This is a genomic window from Halomonas sp. 18071143 (assembly GCF_019211725.1).
Classification (GTDB): domain Bacteria; phylum Pseudomonadota; class Gammaproteobacteria; order Pseudomonadales; family Halomonadaceae; genus Vreelandella; species Vreelandella stevensii.
This window is the reverse complement of the sequence record NZ_CP078120.1, coordinates 981,757-1,004,936: the sequence shown is the minus strand read 5'-3', so window position 1 is coordinate 1,004,936 and position 23,180 is coordinate 981,757. Positions and strand designations below refer to the sequence as shown.

16 protein-coding genes are annotated in these 23,180 nt (G+C 62.0%); 6 read left to right on the top strand and 10 right to left on the bottom strand.

The genetic code is table 11. From position 1 onward, the window contains the following. Positions 1–11: 11 nt before the first annotated feature. Positions 12–599, bottom strand: a complete 588-nt coding sequence (locus KVY02_RS04820; RefSeq protein ID WP_081135175.1) for a peroxidase-related enzyme — start codon at positions 597–599, stop codon at positions 12–14. A 174-nt stretch (positions 600–773) separates the two neighbouring features. Here KVY02_RS04820 and KVY02_RS04815 point away from each other — a divergent pair, with 174 nt between their 5' ends. Further along, positions 774–1,463, top strand: coding sequence for a hypothetical protein (locus KVY02_RS04815; protein WP_016916454.1), 690 nt, complete (start codon positions 774–776; stop codon positions 1,461–1,463). A gap of 60 nt (positions 1,464–1,523) precedes the next feature. On the opposite strand, the gene KVY02_RS04810 is transcribed toward KVY02_RS04815, so the two are convergent. After that, positions 1,524–3,020, bottom strand: a complete 1,497-nt coding sequence (locus KVY02_RS04810) for a CoA-acylating methylmalonate-semialdehyde dehydrogenase (RefSeq protein WP_081135174.1) — start codon at positions 3,018–3,020, stop codon at positions 1,524–1,526. A gap of 223 nt (positions 3,021–3,243) precedes the next feature. On the opposite strand from KVY02_RS04810, the gene KVY02_RS04805 reads away from it, so the two are divergent. Then, positions 3,244–4,305, top strand: a complete 1,062-nt coding sequence (locus tag KVY02_RS04805; protein WP_081135172.1) for a zinc-binding metallopeptidase family protein — start codon at positions 3,244–3,246, stop codon at positions 4,303–4,305. Here KVY02_RS04805 and KVY02_RS04800 read toward each other — a convergent pair whose 3' ends face one another. After that, a complete protein-coding gene (locus tag KVY02_RS04800; RefSeq protein WP_016916450.1) occupies positions 4,306–5,304 on the bottom strand; it encodes an alpha-E domain-containing protein in 999 nt (332 codons plus the stop codon). A gap of 4 nt (positions 5,305–5,308) precedes the next feature. Beyond that, on the bottom strand, positions 5,309–6,793 hold the full coding sequence (locus tag KVY02_RS04795; RefSeq protein ID WP_081135171.1) for a circularly permuted type 2 ATP-grasp protein: 1,485 nt from the start codon (positions 6,791–6,793) through the stop codon (positions 5,309–5,311). Between the two features lie 429 nt (positions 6,794–7,222). Here KVY02_RS04795 and KVY02_RS04790 point away from each other — a divergent pair, with 429 nt between their 5' ends. The 3 genes from KVY02_RS04790 (at position 7,223) to KVY02_RS04780 (ending at position 13,932) form a co-directional block, all read left to right on the top strand. Continuing rightward, entirely contained in the window at positions 7,223–10,576 is a 3,354-nt protein-coding gene (locus KVY02_RS04790) for a transglutaminase family protein (RefSeq protein ID WP_193461277.1), read from the top strand. A 72-nt stretch (positions 10,577–10,648) separates the two neighbouring features. Next, complete coding sequence (locus KVY02_RS04785) at positions 10,649–13,057, top strand: circularly permuted type 2 ATP-grasp protein (RefSeq protein WP_218314552.1); 2,409 nt, start codon at positions 10,649–10,651, stop codon at positions 13,055–13,057. Next, positions 13,054–13,932, top strand: a complete 879-nt coding sequence (locus KVY02_RS04780) for a transglutaminase-like domain-containing protein (RefSeq protein WP_218314550.1) — start codon at positions 13,054–13,056, stop codon at positions 13,930–13,932. Before KVY02_RS04785 ends, KVY02_RS04780 begins: the two co-directional genes overlap by 4 nt. A 38-nt stretch (positions 13,933–13,970) precedes the next feature. Here the strand turns inward: KVY02_RS04780 and KVY02_RS04775 are convergent, their stop codons facing one another. From KVY02_RS04775 to KVY02_RS04755, 5 genes are all read right to left on the bottom strand, one after another. After that, a complete protein-coding gene (locus KVY02_RS04775) occupies positions 13,971–15,236 on the bottom strand; it encodes a TRAP transporter large permease (protein ID WP_218314549.1) in 1,266 nt (421 codons plus the stop codon). After that, on the bottom strand, positions 15,233–15,775 hold the full coding sequence (locus tag KVY02_RS04770; protein ID WP_016916444.1) for a TRAP transporter small permease: 543 nt from the start codon (positions 15,773–15,775) through the stop codon (positions 15,233–15,235). Before KVY02_RS04770 ends, KVY02_RS04775 begins: the two co-directional genes overlap by 4 nt. A 20-nt stretch (positions 15,776–15,795) precedes the next feature. Then, the gene (locus KVY02_RS04765) at positions 15,796–16,782 is read right to left on the bottom strand and encodes a TRAP transporter substrate-binding protein (RefSeq protein WP_218314548.1); all 987 of its coding nucleotides are present in this window, start codon (positions 16,780–16,782) and stop codon (positions 15,796–15,798) included. 297 nt (positions 16,783–17,079) lie between these two features. Then, on the bottom strand, positions 17,080–18,237 hold the full coding sequence (locus KVY02_RS04760) for an RNA-guided endonuclease TnpB family protein (protein ID WP_016916442.1): 1,158 nt from the start codon (positions 18,235–18,237) through the stop codon (positions 17,080–17,082). Positions 18,238–18,633: 396 nt separating this feature from the next. After that, the gene (locus KVY02_RS04755) at positions 18,634–19,341 is read right to left on the bottom strand and encodes a DUF3581 family protein (RefSeq protein WP_039175785.1); all 708 of its coding nucleotides are present in this window, start codon (positions 19,339–19,341) and stop codon (positions 18,634–18,636) included. A gap of 107 nt (positions 19,342–19,448) precedes the next feature. On the opposite strand from KVY02_RS04755, the gene KVY02_RS04750 reads away from it, so the two are divergent. After that, positions 19,449–22,406 (top strand): hypothetical protein, encoded by a 2,958-nt coding sequence (locus KVY02_RS04750; RefSeq protein WP_218314547.1) that lies wholly within the window; start codon positions 19,449–19,451, stop codon positions 22,404–22,406. A gap of 14 nt (positions 22,407–22,420) precedes the next feature. Here the strand turns inward: KVY02_RS04750 and KVY02_RS04745 are convergent, their stop codons facing one another. Beyond that, positions 22,421–23,155, bottom strand: coding sequence for a trimeric intracellular cation channel family protein (locus tag KVY02_RS04745; RefSeq protein ID WP_218314546.1), 735 nt, complete (start codon positions 23,153–23,155; stop codon positions 22,421–22,423). Positions 23,156–23,180 lie beyond the last annotated feature (25 nt).

Below are 23,180 nucleotides of genomic sequence, written 5' to 3'. Positions count from 1 at the left end.
TGCGCTCTGGCCTAAGCAGGTTTGGGCACGCGCCCCATCAGGTAGAACTCCGGGTTGGGCGGCGTGCCTGCCAGGGTGACCAGACGATTCGACATGCCAAAGAAGGCGGCCACGGCACCGATGTCCCAGCAATCCTCCAGCGTAAAGCCCACTTCCGCCAGCCGGGTTTGCCATTCGGGCGTCAGCTCGCCCAGCTCGATGGCGCTGTGTAGCGCAAAATCGAGCATGCGCCGATGCCGCTCGCTCAACCCCGCCGCCTGGTGGTTGATGGCAACGTTATCGGCCAACAGAGGGTCTTTGGTGTAAATACGTACCAGCGCGCCATGTGCCACAACGCAGTAAAGGCAGCGATTGCGCGCGCTGGTAGTGACCACAATCATTTCCTTTTCGGCCTTGCTCAGAGTGTCGGACTCCCGCTCCATCAAGGCGTCGTGGTAGGCAAAGAAGGCGCGAAACTCCGCTGGACGGTGGGCCAACATGAGGAACACATTGGGCACGAACCCGGCTTTTTCCTGAACCGCCAATATGGCCGTGCGAATGTCGTCAGGCAGGTCGTCCAGGGTTTCGGGAATTTTAAAACGGCTTAATGACGCAGACATGCTTACCTCTTTTTTGTCGTGTTGATAAACGCCTTGCGCGATACGGGGTCATGGTTAACAAAATGCTAACGGATTAGACTTTCATTACACCTTGAGGCTCGCCATACTCTTATCGACTGTATTTCATAAAAAAGGCAGCGTTGAGCAAACGGCGTCTGTAACAGGGAAACCACCATGTCTTATTCTGAAGCAAGAGAGCACACGCCGGGGCGTTTGCATGCATTGTTCGCCGACCCTTACCGTGCGTTCGAAAACGACACGGATGAACGCCAGCTGCATATCCGTATCATGCTTCATGCCTTATTGGCCCGCCCCATCGCCCGGGGTCAAATTACGCTACGTGTCATTCACGGCTGGGAGAACGGCGGTTTCGAGCCAGCCGACCTGCAACATGCGGACTTCCATCTCAACAGCCTGGCAGATTTTCATGCTGCTGCTGCGCGCTTTACGGCGGCGAATCAGCAAAATGCACCGCTGCCCGCCGATGGCAGCGCCATTCTGGCAGAACCGCTGGCCGACGCCATTGCCGATGCCGAGGCCGAAGGTCTGGTCTTGAACGAAGACATTCGAGAAACACCCGCTCGCTGGCAAGCGTTCGAAGGGGGGTTAGCGCTGTACACGCTGTTCAAGATGTATCACCGCCTGGTCTATGGCGAAGACGATACTTACCGCTGCTCTCAGTGCGAAACTCCCCACGGGCTGCGAGAAATCCATGAGTTCCATCTTGAAGAGGGCGAGTTTGCACTCCTTGCGCCACTCAACGATGAACAGGATGCTCCTTACCTGCTGGTGCTGCATGAAAGCCAACTGGAGCCTATAGAACAGCTCCTGCGCGACAGCCTGCCACTTTTCGAACCCGTCTGATCCCCAGGGGCCCTCTGCCGTGGCAGAGGGCCCCTGATGCGTCAGCGGTTCGCCAAATATCTAGAGCGCAATGGTGCTATTGATGCCGCTGGAGACGTTTTCGGGCTCGAACCAGCGTGCGGTCACCGTTTTGGTTTGCGTCCAGAACGCGATGGCCTGCTTGCCGTTGGGGCCCAAATCCCCCAGTTTGGAAGCCCGAGAGCCGGTGAAGCTGAAATAGGCCACCGGCACCGGAATCGGCACGTTGATACCGATCTGACCAACGTCGATATCGGTTTCGAATCGGCGCGCCACCCAGCCCGAGTTGGTGAAAATCGACGTGCCGTTGCCGTTCGGGTTGGCGTTGATGAAGTCGATGGCATCATCCAGCGTCTCGACCCCCACCACGCATAGCACCGGACCGAATATTTCTTCCCGGTAAATGGTCATCTCCGGCGTGACGTTGGCAAACAGCGTCGGCCCCACGAAGTTGCCCTCCGGATACCCTTCTACTGTGTAGCCTCGGCCATCCACCAGCAGCGTGGCCCCCTCTTTTTCACCGGCGGTGATCAAGCGCTCGACACGCTCCTTGGCCTGAGGAGACACCAGCGGCCCCAGGTCGGCATCCCGCTGGGTACCGGGGCCGACCTTCATGCTACGGGCGCCTGCTTCGATATCGCTCAGCCACTCCTGCGCCTCGCCTACCAGCACCACCACCGAGTTGGCCATACAGCGCTGACCCGCTGCCCCAAAGGCCGACCCCAGCAGGCTGTCGATGGCCTGACTACGGTTGGCATCCGGCATCACCACACAGTGGTTCTTGGCCCCCATCATGGACTGCATACGCTTACCTGCCGCCGCCGCACGGCCATACAGCAGCGATCCCACATGGGTAGAGCCAATGAACGACAGCGCCTTGATGTCCTGATGGTCGGCAATCTGGTTGGCAACTTCGGGCCCGCCATGCACCACGTTGAGCACGCCCGCCGGAATACCCGCCTCATGGGCCAGTTCCACCAGCCGCATGGTCGAGCTGGGGTCCTGCTCGGAAGGCTTCAGAACGAACGTATTGCCCGTGGCAATGGCCAGCGGAAACATGAAGCAAGGCAGCATGATGGGGAAGTTGAACGCCGTGATCCCGGCGCCCACGCCCAGCGGCTGATGCATGGTATACACATCGACCTCATTGGCCGCGTTTTCGGCGAGTTCACCCAGTTGCAGAGACGCAATCGAGCAGGCGTGCTCGACCACTTCCAGCCCGCGGCCTACTTCGCCTTCTGCGTCAGGCAGCGTCTTGCCATGCTCTTCGGTGATCAGCGCGGCGAGTTCCGCGGTATGCTCACGAATCAGGGCCTGAAGTTTCAGCATGATGCGCATGCGCTTGCCCAGCGGCACCTTGCGCCACTCCTTGAACGCGGTTTTGGCACTGGCAATGGCACGCTCTACCTCGTCAGGGGTACAGAAAGGCACCCGGGCCACGACCTGCTGGGTCGCCGGATTGACGACATCGCGCCACTCCTGGCTTTGCGACTCGACCGGCTGGCCATCGATATACATGGGTATCTGGCGAACGGACATACAGACGTTCCTCGTGGTTGTGTTTGTTATGGGGTTGAATAAGGAGCCCCTAGGGTATATCAGCAAGTTGACGTAAACGTCAATTAGCCACTCGATAAAGCTAAATTCACCGCACTGGGGAAATAGCCTTTCCCTCAAGGAAAGAGCCTCGCTATGCTGTCAGGGCGCCTTCTCAACCTGCCTATCGACGATGCATAACGTGGCTTTCCACAAGGAGGTATCCATGCAAGCGTTCAATTGCCAGTGCGGCAACCCGCTGTTCTTCGAGAACACCCATTGTGTTGCCTGTGAGTCGGAAGTCGGCTGGTGCCCGGCCTGCAGCAATATCGTTGCCTTGGCCCCTTTGGAAGGCGGCGGATACCGCTGCACCCACGAAGGCTGCGGCACCCTCTTGATGAAGTGCCATAATTACGCGGTAGAGAACGTATGCAACCGCATGGTGATCATGACCGAAGGCGAAGCCGACACGCTGTGCGACTGCTGCCGCTACAACGATGTGATTCCCGACCTGAACGTAGAGGGTCACCGCGAGCGCTGGGCCGCACTGGAAGCTGCCAAGCGTCGTCTGTTCCACACCCTGGAGATTCTCAAGCTCCCCCACGGAACCCAGGGCGATGATATTCGCGTCCCCTTGAGCTTCTCGTTCATGGCCGACGCCCTCCCTGACAAAGGGCTCTGGCGCTCCACGGCGAATCAGGAGAAGGTCTATACCGGCCATGCCAACGGCCATATCACCATCAACGTCAAGGAAGCCGACGACGTCGAGCGTGAGCGACTGCGGGTGGACATGAACGAGTCCCACCGCACCCTGATCGGTCATTTTCGCCATGAGGTGGGGCATTACTACTGGGACTTGTTGGTCAAGGATCAGGATGAGGCCGCCAGCGTCCGAGTGTTTGGCGACCATAACGCCCCCACCTACGGTGATGCGCTGGAAACCTACTATCAGCAAGGCGCGCCGGCCGACTGGCCAACACGGTTCATTTCTGCCTATGCCGCCATGCACCCGTGGGAGGACTTCGCCGAAACCTTTGCGTTTTATCTGGACATGGTGGCCGTGCTGGACACCGCTCTACACATGGGGATTTCACGGGCCGAATATGACGGCACGCTGGACAGCATGTTAAGAGCGTTTCATCAGGTGGGGATGGTCGTCAATGAGCTCAACCGTGATATGGGGCTACTGGACCTGGCACCGGGGGTACTGCCTCCCCCGGTGCGTGACAAGCTGGCGTACCTTCATGAGTTAGTACACAGCGCCAGCGCTAACGCTCGATCTACTTGATCAATCGTTATCATGATCCCCCAGGTGGCCCTGACTTTGTCGCTGGGTCACCTTGGGCACGTTGTCGCTATTCACGAAGTACGTTGCCCTGAGCGTGTCATGGATCGCGGCAAAGCCAATCTGTAGCTCATCCACGAACGCATGCAACTTGCTGGGGGAGTGAGCCAACGCCTGGATATCGGCATCGACCACATCGGCACGCACCAGCGACACCGTGGCGGCCACCCGGTCCTGCCTGGGCAGTAGCTGTAGCTCATGGCCCAGCGTTTCCAGGCTACAGGCAATCGAGCGCGGCAGGTTCGGGTCCTGCAGCAGATAGCGCAGCACATCGGGGCCCCGCACTCTCAGCCGCACTTCCTGACGGTACATTTGATAGGCCGTCAGCGACTTGAGCACGCTCATCCACTGAAGGTTTTCGAACGGCAATAGCTCTTCGGGGTTCTGGGGCAGCAGGCTCGCGGAACGTACGTCCACAATACGCGTGGTCATGTCGGCCCGCTCCAGATGTCTGCCCAACTGGATGAAGGTACGGGCCGGCCCATGGCTCAAGGTGCCTTCGATCAGGCCAGTCAGCGTCTGGCAGCCGCGAATCACGTTCTTCAGGAAGGCATCGCGACGGCGCGGGCTGACACCGTTTTCCGCATGGTCGGCCACGCTCAAATAGAGCTGGTTGACCTCCTCCCAGATCTCCCTGGGCACCACGTCTCGGGTAGTGCGCAGGTTTTCCCGAGCACTGGCCAGCGCCGAAAGAATCGAACTGCCATTCTGCGCATCGGCACACAAAAAATGCACTACGCTACGCTCGTCAAAGCTGGAATGGCGCTCGTTAAACGCATCCAGAGTACCGGTCATTTCGATCAGTGGCGCCCAGCCCAACGGCAGGTGGCGCGGCAGGTCGAGCATCAGGTGGCTATTGACGCTCAGCAGCCGCGCGGTGTCTTCGGCCCGCTCGATGTAGCGCGCCATCCAGTACAGGTTTTCAGCTACGCGTGACAGCATGGCGTTAGACTCCTTCCTGCTCGGCGGCATCAGCCGCGTTCTCATCGACCTCGACGATCCAGGTATCCTTGCTGCCGCCCCCCTGGGACGAGTTGACCACCAGCGACCCCTCCACCAGTGCCACGCGGGTCAAACCACCCGTGGTGACATGGGTTTCGGGGCCGGAGAGAATGAACGGGCGCAGGTCCACATGACGCGGCTGCGGCAAGCCGTTGGCCAGGGTGGGCGTGGTGGAGAGCGCCAGCGTAGGCTGGGCCATGTAGTTGCGCGGGTTCTCCTTGATCAGGCGGGCAAACTCGTCGCGGGTTTCCCTGGTGGAGCGAGGCCCGATCAGCATGCCGTAGCCCCCGGACTCATTGGCAGGCTTCACCACCAGCTCGTCGAGGTGATCCAGTACGTACTTGCGGTCGTCATCGAACATGCACAGGTAGCTGGGCACGTTGGGCAGCAGCGGCTCCTGATCCAGATAGTAGCGAATCAACTCGGGCACGAAGGCGTAGACCACCTTGTCGTCTGCCACGCCTGCCCCTGGCGCATTGGCCAACGCCACCTTGCCCGCCCGCCAGGCGCGCATCAGCCCAGGCACGCCCAGCATCGAATGCGGATTGAAGGCTTCAGGGTCCAGAAACTCGTCATCCACACGACGATAAATGACATCCACCCGTCGCAGCCCCTCCACCGTACGCATGTAGACCACGTCATCGTCGTCCACCAGCATGTCGCTACCCTGCACCAGCTCGACCCCCATCTGCTGGGCAAGATAGGCGTGTTCGAAATAGGCCGAGTTGTAGATGCCGGGGGTCAATACCACGACCTGAGGGTCATCGCCGGGACGGGGAGACATGGCCGCCAGCATGTCATACAGCTGCGCCACGTAGTCGTCTACTGGCAGGATTTTGCCCGACGCAAACAGCTCAGGTAGCACCCGTTTGGTGACGTTGCGGTTTTCCAGCATGTAGGAGACCCCGGAAGGAATCCGCAGATTATCCTCCAGCACGTAGAGTGTGCCATCGCCGCCGCGTACCAAATCAGAGCCACAAATATGCGCCCAGATACCATGGGGCGGGTTAATGCCCACACACTGCGGGCGAAAATTAGCCGACTGAGCAAGCACTTCCGCAGGCAGCACTTTGTCCTTGACCACTTTCTGATCGTGATAAAGATCGTCGATAAAGAGATTGAGTGCTTGGACGCGCTGTTTTAAACCGGCTTCCGTCTTGCGCCACTCATGGGCCGGTATGATCCGGGGCACAATATCGAATGGCCAGGCGCGGTCGATCATTGCCCCTTCGGAATACACGGTAAACGTAATCCCCATGGTACGAATGGCGATTTCCGCAGCGGTTTTTCTTTCCGCTAACTCTTCGGCGCTAAACCGAGCCAGCATATTACAAAGCTCATCGGCAGAAGCTCTGGGTTTACCTGGCGCTTCTAGCAACTCATCGTAAAAATCACGGCACGCATAGTTGTTCCAATTGACTTGGCTCATGGGCGCTCTCCTGGCGCTGGGGTGGAAGCGGCAACTTCCTTGAACAATAGTGTAGGCCTGCCGCGTGCAATCGACGTATTTATTGAGCTATATAACCACGCAATACTCGTACCACCTTTCCCGATATTTCAACGCTATGGCATCCACGTTTGATAAAACGCGGCCACTTTGTAATGCCGCGATACCTTCCCACCCCCTCACTGAACCAAACTTGTGCCTTGACAAAAAAACTCTCGAAAAAAAGCACCAATTTGGTGCAAGATTTAATTAAAAGCGATGCGATCACAATTTTCCACACTTCTTAAACGCCCTTGGGCATATTGCAGCTGCAAAAAAGTTCAACTCCAACGATACTCTTGGGTAAATGTCTTGTTGCGTCGCAGTTCATCAGTAGCTGCGAGAATTTACGCTTTTATTTGAGGGTGGCTCATGACCATTCGCGTTGCCTTGCATCACCGCACAACCTATCGATTTGACCGCCCCGTCAAACTGTCACCCCATGTCGTCCGCCTGCGCCCGGCCCCCCACTGCCGTACTCATATCGATGCCTACTCGCTGAATATTTCAGGGGATGACCACTTTCTGAATTGGCAGCAAGACCCCTTTGGCAACTTTAATGCGCGTATCGTGTTTCCAGAGCCACGCAAGGAACTCACCATTGCCGTCGAGCTGGTGGCCCCCATGACGGTCATCAACCCTTTCGACTTTTTTCTCGACGATGCCGCGCAAAAAATTCCGTTCCATTATTCCGATGAGCTTCTCAAGGAGCTAGGCCCCTATCTGGAAGTCACCGAAGCAGGGCCGCGCCTAAAAGCATGGCTTAAGGAAGTACCTCGGGAGCCCACCACCAGCGTCGATTTTCTGGTGGCGCTCAACCAGCGTCTGCAACAGGACATCAGCTACCTGGTGCGTATGGAGCCCGGCGTACAAAGCTGTGAAGAAACCCTAACTCTGGCCAGTGGTTCCTGCCGCGACAGCGCCTGGTTACTGGTACAGATCCTGCGCCATTTGGGGCTGGCGGCTCGCTTTGTATCCGGCTATCTGATTCAGCTGGCCCCGGACGTCAAAGCGCTGGATGGCCCCAGCGGTACCGAGGTTGACTTTACCGACCTGCATGCCTGGACCGAAGTCTTCCTGCCGGGCGCAGGCTGGGTGGGCCTGGACCCCACCTCCGGCCTGTTCGCTGGTGAAGGGCATATTCCGCTGGCCGCCACCCCCACCACCGGCAGCGCCGCGGCCATTACCGGTTTTTCCGACAAGTGCGAAGTGGAATTCGATGTCGAGATGCGCGTGGAGCGCATCCATGAAGACCCGCGCGTCACCCGCCCCTACAGCGATCAGCAGTGGCAGGCCATTCTGGCGCTGGGCGACCAGGTGGATGAAGTCCTCCAGCAGCAGGATGTTCGCCTGACCATGGGGGGCGAGCCGACCTTCGTTTCCATCGACGACATGGAGAGCCCCCAGTGGAACACCGAAGCGCTGGGCGAGCACAAGCGTGAGCGCGCCGAGGCGCTGCTGACCCGACTGCAGGAAGCCTACGCGGCCGGTAGCGTCATTCAGCAGCAACAGGGCAAGTGGTACCCTGGCGAACCGCTGCCTCGCTGGGCGCTGGCCTGTTACTGGCGCAAGGATGGCGCGCCCCTGTGGCGCGACCCCAAGTGGCTGGCCAGCACCGAAGGCGCGCCCCACGCCAAGGTCGACAACGCCATGGTAGAGCGCTTCATCCATACGCTGGGCGAACGCCTGGGCGTGGCGCAGCGCCACTGGATTCCCGCCTACGAAGATGCCTACTACTACCTTTGGAAAGAGCAGACCCTACCGGTCAGCGTCGACCCGCGTAATGCCGACCTGAAAGACGATGCCGAACGCCGCCGCCTGGCACGGCTGCTGGAGCAGGACCTGGGCGCCGTCGTGGGCTATGCGCTCCCGTTGCGTCACTCGATTTCCCAGTCTCATCGCTGGGAAAGCGGCCGTTGGCCGCTCAAACGCGATCACCTGTTCCTGGTGCCAGGCGACTCCCCCATGGGCCTGCGTCTGCCGCTGTCGGCGCTCCCCTGGGCCGACCCGGAAGAGCAGCCACAGCCCCAGTCGCTGTTTGCACCACGGCCTGCGCTGGGCGACATTCACGGCGAAGTGGCGCGCCGCAATGCCGAACAGCATCGCTTCACCAGCGCCGAGCGCCATGGCCAGAGCCTGCACCCCAGCCATAGCCACCCGGAAGGCGAAGCCGTTCAGCAGCAGCCAAGCGCCGCTGATGACCGCGAACACAAGGTGATCCATACCAGCCTGTGCGTCGAGCCCCGCGAGGGCCGCTTGCACGTCTTCCTGCCGCCGCTGACCCACCTGGAGCACTATCTAGACCTGTTGAGCAGCATCGAGGAAACCGCCCAGGCGCTGGCGTGCCCGGTCATGATCGAAGGCTATGCGCCGCCCCGAGACCCGCGCTTGTCCAGCTTCCAGATCACCCCGGACCCCGGTGTCATTGAGGTCAACATCATGCCGGCCGACAGCTGGCCAGCGCTGGTCGCCCAGACCGAACGGCTCTACGATGAAGCCCGCCAGGCGCGGCTGGGCACCGAAAAATTCATGGTCGATGGCCGCCATACCGGCACCGGCGGCGGCAACCATGTCACGCTGGGCGGCATGACACCGGAGGATTCACCTTTTCTGCGTCGGCCGGACCTGCTGGCCAGCCTGGTGACCTACTGGCAGCACCACCCGAGCCTGTCGTATCTGTTTTCCGGGCTATTCATTGGCCCGACCAGTCAGGCCCCGCGGGTGGATGAAGCCCGCCACGAGGCGCTCTACGAGCTGGAAATCGCCCTGCAACAGATGCCCGAAGGCGAGGTCGTTCAGCCCTGGCTGGTGGACCGACTGCTGCGTCACCTGCTCACCGACCTGACCGGCAACACCCACCGCGCCGAGTTCTGTATCGACAAGCTCTACTCACCGGACAGCGACAGCGGCCGGTTGGGGCTGCTGGAGCTGCGCGGCTTTGAAATGCCTCCCCACGCGCGTATGGGCCTGATGCAGACGCTGCTCATTCGCGCCCTGGTGGCGCGCTGTTGGAAGACGCCCTACCGTGCGCGCCCGGTACGCTGGGGCAGCGCCCTGCAGGACCGCTGGATGCTGCCCCACTACCTGTGGGAAGACCTGAACGATGTGCTGCACGACCTGCGCCACCATGGGTTCGATTTCGAGTTGGAGTGGTTTGCGCCGTTCCGGGAGTTCCGCTTCCCGGTGCATGGCCGCTTGCATACTCCCATGCTCTCCATCGAGCTGCGTCAGGCCATCGAGCCCTGGCACGTGCTGGGTGAAGAAGCCACGGCAGGGGGCACCGCCCGCTATGTGGACTCCTCGGTGGAACGCCTGGAAGTGAAGGTCAACGGCATGAGCGGCGACCGCTACGTGGTGACCTGCAATGGCCGCCGGGTACCGCTTTCCCCCACCGGACGCAACGGCGAAGCCGTCGCAGGCGTGCGCTACCGGGCCTGGCAGCCGCCGTCGGCCCTGCACCCCCAGATTCCCGTTCACGCCCCGCTGGTATTCGATGTCATCGACACCTGGAACCAGCGTTCGGTGGCGGGCTGCACCTATCACGTCGTGCATCCCACGGGGCGCAGTTTCGAGACGTTCCCGGTCAATGCCTTCGAAGCCGAAGCCAGACGCCTGGGCCGCTTTAGCGACAGTGGCCACGGCCATGGCTACCAGGCGCCCATGCCAGAAGCCCTCAGTCAGGAACTGCCGTGTACCCTTGACCTACGCTGGAGCCCGCGCCGATGAGGTAGTAATGCTTTCCTATCGGCGCTAGCTGCAGGATAATCCGCCCCTTACTCGCTCAGGACTCTCAGGATCATGACTGCCCCTGTCTCTCCCTCACTGCTTGAGCTCGGCGCTGCCGGGCTCATCGAGGACTACTTGAATCAGCTAGGCAAGGGACAGCCCGGCACGTTTGATGCGATGCTCGACCGTCAGGGCCAACTGCGCCCCGGCTGGCAGGGCCTGCTTGGCGCTCTGGAAAGCCTGGGTGCCGAGGGCCGCTATCAGCAGCATGAAGAGCTTCAGCGCCTGCTGGCCGAGAACGGCGTCATCTTCAATATGCACGATGACACCCAGGGGCGCGCCTGGCGGCTGGACCCGCTTCCCTGGGTCATCGACCAGGCGCAGTGGCAAGCGCTGGAAATCGGCCTGACCCAGCGTACGCGGCTATTCAATGCGCTGTATGACGACCTGTACGGCCCGCGCACGCTATTCGATGCGGGCCTGCTGCCCACCCAGGCGCTGCTGGCCTCGCCCCACTTCCTGCTGCCCTGCCACGGCTCTCAGCCCAGTGACCGCCCTGCGATCAGTTTTCACGGCATCGACGTCATCCAGGATGCCGAAGGCCAATGGCGCGTCATTGGCGACCGGCTGCAAGCGCCTTCCGGCACCGGTTTCACGCTGGAAAACCGTATTCTCATGGCCCGCGCGCTGCCTGAAATGTACCGCAACGCGCCGCTGAAGCGCCTGGCGGGCTTTCTGGATAAATACCACCGCACGCTGACCGCACTGGCCTACCAGCACCGCGACAACCCGACCGTGGTGCTGTTGACCCCGGGGCCGGGCAGCCCGCGCTATTTCGAGCATGCCTACCTGGCCAACTACCTGAACATCGACCTGGCGGAAGGTCAGGACATGGTCGTGCGCGACAGCCAGCTCTGGTTACGTACCCTGGGCGGCCTGCAGCCGGTGGACGTGGTGCTGCGCCACTGCGACGACGCCTACTGCGACCCGCTGGAACTACGCGGTGACTCCCAGCTGGGCGTCCCGGGCCTACTGCAAGCCGCTCGGGCCAGCGGTGTGGCCATGTCGAATGCGCTGGGCGTAGGCGCTTTGGAGCTGCCGGAGCTGGCTGACTACCTGCCAGCACTCTGCCAGCACCTGCTGGGGGAAGCACTGCTACTGCCCAGCGCCAATGCCCAGACGCCTTCTGCCACGGCCCCCCTGTTCGACCCGCACATGCAGCGGCTGTCGCCCACCACCCTGAACCTGCGCTGTTTCGTTTCCAGAGCCCCGGGCAGCGTCGCGACCCGCAGCCAACAGCCCAGCGATTATCACGTCATGCCGGGGGGGCTTGCCTGGGTGGGCACTCCCGGCTCGCCGTCGCTCAGCAGCCCCATCGTCAAGGACGTCTGGGTGACCGCCAACACGCCCCAGCCTCACGTCAGCCAACTGCGTCAGGCACGCGGTCCCGTGGTGGCTACCCGCGATGGCACCGACCTGCCCAGCCGAGTGGCGGAAAGCCTGTTCTGGCTGGGTCGCTACGGCGAACGGCTGGATGCCCGTGCCCGCCTGCTACGCGAAGCCTTGATGCGTCTGATGGAGTACGACCAGGACGAAATTGCCGACCAGCTACTGGACGAGCTGTTGCTGGCGCTGGAAATCACTACCTTGAACGGCGACGGCGAAGGCGCCAAACCCCCGCTGGTGGGTTTTTCCCAAAAACGCACGGCGCTGCTGGCCCAGTTCGACGAGCAAGACGCTCAGGCCCTCAAGCCGCTGTTTGCTCATTTGCTACGTAACGCTCGAAGCGTGCGTGACCATCTGGGCGACGACTCCTGGCGGGTGGTGCACCAGCTACGCCAGCGGGTGGATACGTTCAGCCCCAGCCTGGGCGCCAGCGCCGCACGGCGCGCCTGTGAAGGATTATCGGCGCAAATTGCCGCTTTCTTTGGGCTGTGCAACGAAACCATGCCCCATCACTACGGCTGGCGGTTCATGGACATCGGGCGCTTTCTGGACCGCGTGCTGGGGCTGCTATCGCTGCTCAAGCTGACCCTGAACGCGCCCCATTCGCCGGGGCTGGCGCTCTGGGAAGTCGTGTTGGCCACCACGGACAACTTCACCGCCTATCGTCGCCGCTACCGCAGCGAGCTGCACCCCGAGGCCATTCTCGACCTGCTGCTGTTCGACGAGACCAACCCTCGCTCGGTGGGCTACATGCTCAAGCGCCTGGAGCGGCAGATGGATCGCCTACCCGGCAGCTCGTCGCCCTACCGCAACGCCGAACGGCGGCTGCTGATCCAGGCCAATGCCGCCCTGCACCTGGCCGACATCGACCGCCTGAGCCACCTGGCCGACACGCCCGATGCCCAGGCCGCGTTGGAACAGCTGCTGGATGAGCTGATTGCGCCGCTCAGCGCCCTCTCGGACGCCATCAGCCACAGTCATTTCAGCCATGTAGAGCGACCGCGCCAACTTGTCAGCATGGAGCCCGACGAATGAATTACACCCTGCGGCACACCACGCGCTACCACTACAGCGCGCCCGTGACCCTGTGCCACAGCGAGGCGCGCGTGCTGCCTCGCAAGACGCAGCACCAGCAGTGCGGGGCCTCCGAGCTGACCATCAGCCCCATGCCTCACGTGCAGGCAGAGCGGCGGGACGTGTTTGGCAATCGGGTACTTTACTTCGCCATGGAAGAGGTGCACCAGACGCTGGACGTGACGGTCGTCACGCCTTTGAACACTCAACCCTTGGGGCCGCTGCCTGCCAGTTCGCCCAGCTGGGAAAACGTGGCAGCGCAACTGCGCCAGGACAGCCGTTTCGACATGCAGCTGTATCGGCTGGATTCGCCATTCATTCGCCGCAACGATGAGCTGGCCGACTTTGCCCGCAGCTGTTTCACGCCCGGCCGCCCGCTGGTAGAAGCCGCCATGGCCCTCAACCAGACCATCTACGATACCTTCGAATACGACCCCAGTTTCACCACCCTGGCCACCCCCTTGAGTGATGTACTGGCCAACCGCCGGGGCGTCTGCCAGGACTTTGCCCACCTGGCCATTGGCGCACTGCGTTCGGTGGGCCTGCCTGCCCGCTATGTCAGCGGCTATCTGGAAACCCAGCCTCCCCCCGGCCAGCCCCGCTTGATTGGCGCCGATGCCTCCCATGCCTGGCTGGCCGTGTGGATCCCCGATTGGGGCTGGCTAGCCCTGGACCCGACCAACGGTACGCTGGCCGGTGAACAGCACCCGGTGCTGGCCTGGGGGCGCGACTACGCCGATGTAGCCCCTCTCAAGGGCGTAATGAACGGCGGCGGTGAGCACCAGCTCGAAGTGGAAGTGGATGTCATGCCGCTCACCGAGCACAGCGTCGCCTGAACCGCCTGCGCTGGCCGTCGGCGGCACGCCCCAGCAAGTCAGCGCTGAATCAGGCCATTGGTCAGCCACGGCTGCCAGGCCAGCAGCACCAGCGTGGCCAATGTGGCCAGCAGGAACGGCAGCAAGGCGCGAAAAATTTTCAGCGGCGGCGCGCCGGTCATGGAGGAGGCGATGAACAGCCCCGCTCCCACTGGCGGGGTCAGTAGCCCCATCACCAGCGTCAGGCACACCACCACGCCAAACTGATATGGGCTGATCGCAAACTGACTCTGCGCAATGGGCATCAGAATGGGCACCACCAGAATCAGCGCGGCAATGCCATCGATGATCATGCCCACCAGCAGCAGCGCCGCAATCACCAGCAGCAGGAAAACGAAAGGATCACTGGTCAGCGCAGCAATCCACGCGGCGGCCATCTGCGGCAAGCGCTCGTATACCACCACCCAGCCAAACACCCCGGCGGCGGCAATCAGCATGATCACCAGCCCTGCATTCATGGCCGTACGTGCCAACACCTGCGGGAGCTGCGCCAGGCGCAGGTCGCCATACACCCAGCGCCCCATCAGCAGGGCCGCCAGCGATGCCAGGGCAGCCGACTCCGTGGGCGTCGCAATGCCCAGCAGAATGCCGCCAATGATGATCACCGGAATCAGCAGCGCGGGCAGCCCCCAGAACGCGTCGTGAAGCGCCTGCTGGCGGCTGGGCCACTCCCCCTTGGGGTACTGCTGGACCAGCCCCACCAGCGCAATGACCACGAAAAAGCTGGCCCCTAACAGCAGCCCGGGCAGCAGTCCGGCAATGAACATTTCGGCGATCGGCACCTGCGCCATGACGCCAAACAGTACGAACAGCATCGAGGGCGGAATGATCGGCGATAGCAAACCACCGGCGGCGGTAATCGCGGCGCTGTAGGGCTTGTCATACCCCTCCTGCTCCATGGCGGGCACCATGGCCCGCGACATGATGGCGATTTGCGACGCTGCAGAACCAATGATCGCCGCCATCATCATGTTGGCCACCAGGTTGATATACGCCAGCCCACCGCGAAACCCGCCCACCAGCAGCCGCGCCAGGGCGATCAGCCGTTTGGTCAGGCCGCCTTCGTTCATCAGCTCGCCCGCCAGCATGAACAGCGGAATGGCCAGCAGTCCGTAACTCTCGATGGCGCTGAACAGCTGCTGAGGGTACGAATCGAACAGCACCGCATTGCCCGATGCCTGGATATACCACATGGCCGTGAGCGCCAGCACCAGCGCAATCGGCACCGCCCCCAGCAGCAGAATCAGAAATACCACAACGGTCATGTGCGTTCCCTCAGCCCCTGAACGGATTGCAGCAGGTTGGCCACGCCGTGCAGGCTGAGCGACAGCGCAAACCAGGGCACGATCAGCCACGCCCAGAATTTCTTGATGCCCAGCGTGGAGGTGTTTTCGGCGTAGATGAAATTGAAGGTCTGGCCCTGGAAGGCGCGCACATCGAACCCGGCCTGGGCCAACGCCCAGGGTTGATACCAGCGCCAGCAGAGCCACGCCAACAGCAGCGCAAACAGCAGCACCATGGCGTCCACCGCCAAGGTAATGGCACGCTGCCCCGTGGCGGGCAACAGATCGCTGAGCAGCGTCACGGCAATGCCCTGGCGGCGTTTCAAGACCGCCCCGGCAATCAAAAACGTCATCCAGATCATGGCGTAGATGGCCAGTTCACTGACCCAGTAAAGCGGATTGCCCAGCGCCCGAAAGGCAATGTTGGCGAGGATGAGACACGTGACCGCCGCTGCCAGGGCAGCGGCGGTCATCTCTTCGTAACGGGCAAGCCTGAGGGAGAGGCGTTGCAGCATGATCATCGAAAGCCTCTGGTTCAGCGCTACTCGTCGCGCAAGCGGTCAGCTTCCGCCCGCAGGGTTTCCAGCATCGGAGCCTTGGGAGCCCAGATGCCCTCCCACTGAGCAATGGCATCGGCAAAGAACTCGGCATCCGCTTCCACGATGTTGATATCCAGGGCGCGAATTTCCTCTTCCTGGGCGGCGTCCATGGCTTCGAAGCCGCTCAGCACATTGTCGAGATGCTCGGCCATGGCGGTTTCGAACAGCTCGCGATCCTGTTCCGACAGCTCACGCCACACGCGCCCCGATACCACGCCGACCATGGGGAACATCATATGGTTGGAGATCAGCAGGTTTTGCGCCTGCTCATGAAATTTCAGGATCAGGATGGAATCGAAATCCATGTCGATGGCATCGACCTGACCGTTGGCCAGGGCATCGTAGACTTCCAGCAGCGGCATGGGCGCAGGCGCTGCGCCAGTGGCCGTGTAGAAATCACGGATTGGCTCGAAGGGCGTGATGCGCAGGCGCTGGCCGCGAAAATCAGCGGCGCTCTCGATGGAGCTGCGGCTGAGTACTTGACGCATACCGACCATGCCATACCCCAGCCCTACCAGGCCCACGCCTTCCGGCATCAGCTCGAGCAGCTCGGCGGCCGCCTCGGAGCGCAGCAGGCGCGCGGCATGGTTGACGTCATCCACCAGATAGGGCGCATACAGTGCACCAAAATCCGGTATCCGGTTGGAGATTTCGGCGATAGTCAAAAATGCCATGTCCAGGGCACCGGTCTGCAGCTGCTGCACCATTTGCGCTTCGTTGCCTAGCTGCTGGGCAGGAAAAACGCTTACGCTGTGCTCGCCGTTCGAGCGCTCGTGCACGGTTTGCGCAAAGGCTTCGGCTTCCGTCGACCAGAGGTGCTGGGCGGGCGTGATCAGCCCCAAGCGAAAGTCCCGCGCCTGGGCGCTCAGGGAAGTGACGGCCAAAGCAGCCGCCGCACAGGCCAGTGTCAGCGTTTTGAGTCGTTTCATGCAAAGCCTCTCGGGATCCCAGCGGCAAGACCAGCGTCTTGCGTTATTTTCGTTAGCGCCTTGAGAATACCCCAGCTACTTCGTTGATAACACCCGTGCTTTTGGTATCCCGCTTGACGCTCCGGCGCAAAAGACAGGATGATAGGCGTTCTTTTGACCTCCTCCCCTCCCTCAGCTTGCGCTGCCGTCTGACGATGGAAAGGAAGGGGATTCCCTGGTTGTTGCCTTCCAGGTTCCTGCTTCGCAGCCCGTTGCCCCTGGTGATAGCACCTCAGGTCTTACACAAGCTCCACAGGCTTAACCTCCCGTGAGCCCCACGGTAGTTTTCTCATGCTGGCGAAGCTTGTCAGCCCCGGCCAGAATGGCTTTGCCCGATTGCAGTATGTTGCGGGCAGCGTTTACGTCGCGGTCAATGCCTTGGGTGCCACAGCCAGGGCAGTCCCAGGTGCGGACGTTCAGTGGCATCTTCTCGGTGATATGACCACAGTGAAAACAACGCTTCGAGCTGGGATACCACTTGTCGATCTGGACGAAATCACGCCCGTATCGTTCGGCCTTGTACGTCAGTTGTTGGGTGAGCTGATGCCAGCCCACATCGCTGATGGCCCTGGCCAGTGAGCGGTTTTTGACCATGTTCTTGATTTGCAAACTCTCGGCAGCAATGACTTGGTTCTCGTGAATAAGCTGCGTGGAAAGTTTGTGGGTGGCGTCACGACGCTGGTCGGCCAGCCTGGCATGCACCCTGGCGACCCGATGCCGCGCTTTGGCGCGGTTCTGCGATCCTTTCTGTTTACGCGACAGGTTCCGTTGCGCCCGTGCCAGCTTACGCTCAGTGCGCCGCAAAAAACGCGGGTTGGGGATTTTGTCGCCGTCACTGGTGATGACGCGGTGCGTCAGCCCCAGATCAATGCCGACCATTTTGGGGGTGACCGGCAGTGGTGTGGCCGCTTCCTCCACCAAAAAACTGACATGGTAACGGCCAGCGGTGTCACAGCTCACCGTGATACTGCTCGGCGTGCCGGAAAAAGACCGGCTCCAGCGGATAGCCAGCGGGTCTTTTTGCTTGGCCAGCCACAGTTTGCCGTCGCGCCAGCGAAAGCCGTTGGCCATGTAAGTGGCCGATTGCTTGCGCTGCTTCTTCTTGAAGGTGGGATACCGCGCCTGGCCTTTGAAGAAGTTGCTGAAGGCCCGATCCAGATGCCGGAGCGACTGTTGCAAGCAGACGTTGGACACCTCGGCCAGGAAGGCGGTGTCCGGCTCTTTCTTGAGGCTGGTGAGCGCTTTGGCCGTGGCGTTGTAGCCCATGCGCTCCTGACGCTCGAACCAGGCATCGGTGCGCTGGCGTAGGAAGTGGTTGTAGACGTACCGCACACAGCCAAACGTCCGGGCAAGCTGATCGGCTTGCTCAGGCGTAGGATAAAAACGATAACGGTAGGCGCGGTGTACGGTCATCATGACTTGAATCTAGCGCGGTAAATATAGCCTGTCAACCAGGAGGCGCTGCGCGCCTCGCGCTATCCTTCCCCGGCCTGGAAGGCCGAGGTTTGACGCGCAATTTGATCAGGACGAAGCCATGCCGCCCCACTCCGCACACCGCGCGCTACCGTTTTCCACCAACTGCATACACTTGATCCCGATGAGAGGGCGCTGGACACGCCGTTTCACAAAGCGCTCGACGAGCCCTTGAGAGCGGGCGACACGCTGCAGCTGGACGGCATGACGCTGAGTGTCGAAGGGATTCTGGGGGAGCGCGTTACCACCGTGGCGCTACAGCTGGCCACGCAACCACCGGAAACTTGAGAGCAGCGCTCCCATGGCGTCACACCGCCATGGGGGCTTTGACGTCGCGCTTCAGGCGGCTTCGTAAGCGGCCTTGAGACGATAGAACTCAGCCACGATGGCCGCCATCTCGCTGTCGTCGTAGTTGCACAGGCCGCTGACCACCAGCTTCTTGGAACCCACGCCCACGGGCTGGCCAGAGGACTGAATGGAGAACTCCAGCAGCGCATCGGCACGCTTGCCCTGGACTTCGAGAGACGACTGGGTCAAGGCGAGATCCGGTGACAGCGCATCCAGCCGGTCCAGACAGAAGCCCATGCTGTCGTAGATCACCAGCGGGCGCTTGGGGTTGAACATCACCCCGTGCTGCTCCATCAAGGGCTTCAGATAGTGCGGGAAATTCTTGCCCGAGAAGGCCACGTAGCAACGCGCGAAGGCTTCCACGGCCGCTTCGTCACGGGTGACTTCCCCTCGGCGTACCACCTGCAAATAGCACTTTCCGCTCTCGTCGCAGACATGGATATCGCCGTTGTCGGCTTCGCTAAACTTGAGCGGTGTATCAGCGCCTACCATATTGGTGAAGCGAAATTCCATTTGTCGCGACAGCCCGAACTTCACCAGTACCAGCGTGAACAACAAGTCGCCGGGCACACAGAAACGCCGTGCGTCCGGGTTGTGAATCGGGTTGTAATCGCCGGCCACGCCCTTGGCGAAGCGACTGGCCTGCTCGGCGGAGATCACCACGTACTCTCCGCGCTGCGCGTAAAAATCCTTGAACATGGCTTTGCTGCCTGCCTAGCGTTGAAATCGAAAACCCATAACTGCCCTACGTCGCGCATAATGCCATAAAACACGCGCCAACAGGAGTCATCTGCCAGGATGCTTGTATGACCAACGAGACGCCCCCCACGCCGCGCCGCTGTCCCCCCTTGATCTATGCCTTGGTGGCCGTGATCCTGGTTGCTCTAGTGTGGCTGGCGGGCAGCTACTGGCTGCTCAATAGCCAGTGGTTGCCGCGCCAGATCTCCACCATCGACGGCGTAGAGGTGCGCTGGTCGAGTGCCCAGAGCCTGCACCCCGGCCGCTGGGAAGTCGAAAACCTCTACTTGGCCCGGGACGATGCCGCCCTGCCCCTCTCGGTAGAAGCCGAACGGGCCACCTTGTCGCTCTCGCTACTGGCCCTGCTGCGTGGCGAACTCTACCTTCACGCCCTGAATGCCGACGGCATTCGCCGCCTGACGGTTGGCGATCTGGCGCTGGAGGCCGAAGGCCAGCTGCAGGTCATGGATACCCAGCTTAGTCAGGATCGGCTGGCCTTGCCGCATGTCTCGCTGGACATTACCCAGGGCAGCCTGGTGCGGCTCAGTGATCAGACCACCTTGATCCAGCAGATCGACCTGCGCAGTACGGCGTCGCTGGCCGAGACCGCTACCCAGGCGTTACGGGGGGAGGCCCTCGAAGAAGCGCTCTTGAGCGCCCTGGATGCGCGGCTGTCGCTGACCGCCCAGGCCGATGCCTGGGACGTGTTCATGCCCTATCTGGAAGCGTTGCCGTGGCTCAGCCTGGCGGGCCGCGGTGAGCTGCAGGGTGACCTTGCGCTGGTGGCAGGCGAACTACAGCCCGACAGCGAGCTGGTACTGACCGCGCCCGTCCTGGAGCTTGCGCTGGATGAGCAGCGCCTGGCGCGCCGCGATGAAGCACGCCGCTGGCTGCTCGCAGATGCCTCGCCCCCACGCCACACCGCCACCGGCGAAGGCCAGGTACGTCTTGCGGTGGAAGAGCAGCAACTGCGCTTTTCCACCCGTCTGGCACAGGTGACGCTGGCAGAAGCCACACCTTCCGACACCCGCCCCTATGCCACCGATACCCAACTGACCCTGGCCACCGAGCTTCCCAACCAGCGCCTGGACCAGCTGGCGCTCCCTACCCATGCCACGCTGGCCCTCTCTGGCCAGGTCACTAGGCTGGACATGCTGGACCGCTACCTGGCCACCGCGCTGGAAGGCCAGGGCATCAGGCTCACTGGCGAGGGGAGTATCGATGCCCAGCTTGCCCTGCGCGACGCACGCCCCTACCAGGCCGAGCTGGCCATCGAGGCCCCAGCGCTGGGTGCAGCGCTGTTGGACTTCACCACCCAGGGCCGAGGCACCTTGAACGCGCAATTGAACGAAGATGAGCAGCTGCACGCCACGCTGGCACTGCGTGATGCCGAGCTGTATCACCAGACGCGCCAACTGATGGCCAACGCGCAGCTGACCCTGGACGCCACCAGCCCCCTCGACCCCGAACAGGCCAGGCAGCAGGCCACGGCACGGCTGAGCTGGGCAGAAGCCACGCTCCCCGATCTGGGCGTACTGCAACCCTACCTGGCAGGCCTGCTGCCCTCTCCCGCCCCGTTGACACTACAGCGCGGCAGCGCCACCAGCCGGGGACAACTGGAGTTCGACACACAGGCCATGCAGGGTGAGCTGCACCTGGCGGGCAATCAGCTGACCACCGGCTGGCAGCGGGGCGATCAGCGCGGCACCCTGGTCAGCAACGCGCAGTTGCAGCTGACGATACGCCAGGCCGCGCTGGACGGCACGGCGCTGGATATCAGCGGCTCACGGCTGCGCTGGCAGGTGGCCGACGAGCACGCCCTGGAGGAGCCGCTGGAGAGCATCATCGTGCTTCGCGACGGGCAGTTTCAGCGCCGGGCAGGCGTGCCCAGCGGGCAGTTCAGCGTCGACGGCAGCGTTCAACGGCTCAGTTTTCTCAACGCTTTTTTACCAGATGCTCATGGCATCAGCCTCTCGGGCGAAGGCCAGCTCTTCTTGCAGGGGGCATTTCAGGACGACCAGCTCCAGGCCCCCACACGCCTGAGGGTCAACGCCAATGAGCTGGCCGTGACCTTTCTGGACTATCTCGCCACAGGGCGTGGAGAGCTGACCGCGCAGCTGGACAGCCCCGAACAGGCCCGGCTTTCACTCGGCATTCCCCAGTTTGCCCTGAGCCATCAGGACGACGATCGCCCCCATCTTCAAGGCCGCCACCTGGCGCTGACCACGCAGACAGACCGCTTCAGTGAGGTGCTGGAAGCCGCCGCCCCAGAGCACTTCGTGACCCGCATCGTGCTGCCCATCACCGAAGTGCCGGACATGACCCGCTACAACCGTTTTCTTCCTGACGATGCCGGGGTGGAGCTGCTCTCCGGCCACGCCAGCCTGAGCAGCGAATGGCTGCTGGAAGGGCTCCAGGCACAAGGGGAGATTACCCTGCGCGCCTTCGAGACCGAGCTGGCCCTGCTGGACCAGCGGCTACGCGGGGATATCGCAATGCAGCTAAGGCTCACCGACGGCGATCTCGATGCTCGCCGCTTCACCGCCAGCGACTCCTATGTGCGGCTGGAAAACATGTTCCGCCAAAGCGAGGAAGGGACTCAGGATGCGGGCTGGTGGGTGCAGCTCGACCTGCAGCAGGCACGGTTGGTGTGGGGCGACCCGCTGCAGCTGACCAGCCAGCTGCGCTTGGGGATGCGCGACTCCGGCTTGTTGGCGCGGCTTTTTTTAGCCCGCGCCCGAGAGCGCGACTGGCTGGGTCGGCTGCTCGACGTGCAACCCATCGAGGGCAGCGCTGAACTGAACATCGACGACGAACAGATCCGACTGGCCAACCTGGCGCTGACAGGTGGCCCCCTGTTACTACTGTCGGACATCACCCTGGACAATCAGCAGGCCAATGGCGCGCTGTATGCCCGCCTGGGGGCGCTGGGTATCGGCGTCGAGCTGGTGGAGAGCGAGCCAACCCTGCGCGTCATTCAGCCTCGGCGCTGGTTCGATCAATGGCGCGCCACCCAACGCCCATAAGTACCGGCAGGCGCTTAGCGACGACGACGCTCGCGGCGAATCATGCGCACCCGCTCCTTGGCCTTCTGGGGCGTCGAGAGCGAGGTGGTGTGTGGCTCTGTCGTGTCGTCGGCTTCGTCGTGTTTGGGCGGCACGGTCACCCAGGCAAACACCGGCAGCGCCAGGTGCCAGTGAATCGCCGCCAAGCGCAGCCCCAGGGTGGCACTCAAGGCAGCCGCAATGGCAAGCGTCAGCGGTGCCTGCAAGGATTGGAGCACCACATAGACGATTCCACCCGCCATGGCGGCGGTGGCATAGATCTCTTCGCGCAGCACCATGGGCACCCGCTGAGCCAACACGTCACGAATCATGCCTCCCGCCACACCGGTCATCATGCCCATGAGTACCGCCACCACCCCCGACGTGCCCAGCAGCAACGCCTTGTGGGTACCGATCACGGTAAACAGCGCCAGGCCGAAGGCATCGGCGATGGGTAAAAACCCCCGAGATAGACGATGGATATAGTGAAATCCCACCAACGACACGCCCACCGTGGCGAGGATGACCCACAGATACGTGGGGTCGGTGACCCAGAACACCGGCCGGACACCCAGCACCAGATCCCTCAAGGTGCCGCCGCCAATCCCGGTCACCGCCGCCAGCACCAGCATGCCAAACGGGTCCATCCGCGAACGGCAGGCCAAAATGACTCCCGACAGGGCAAACACGATCACACCCGCCAAATCCAACCCGTAAATTACCCCCGACACGCGGCGCTCCTTTGATGCGACCCTG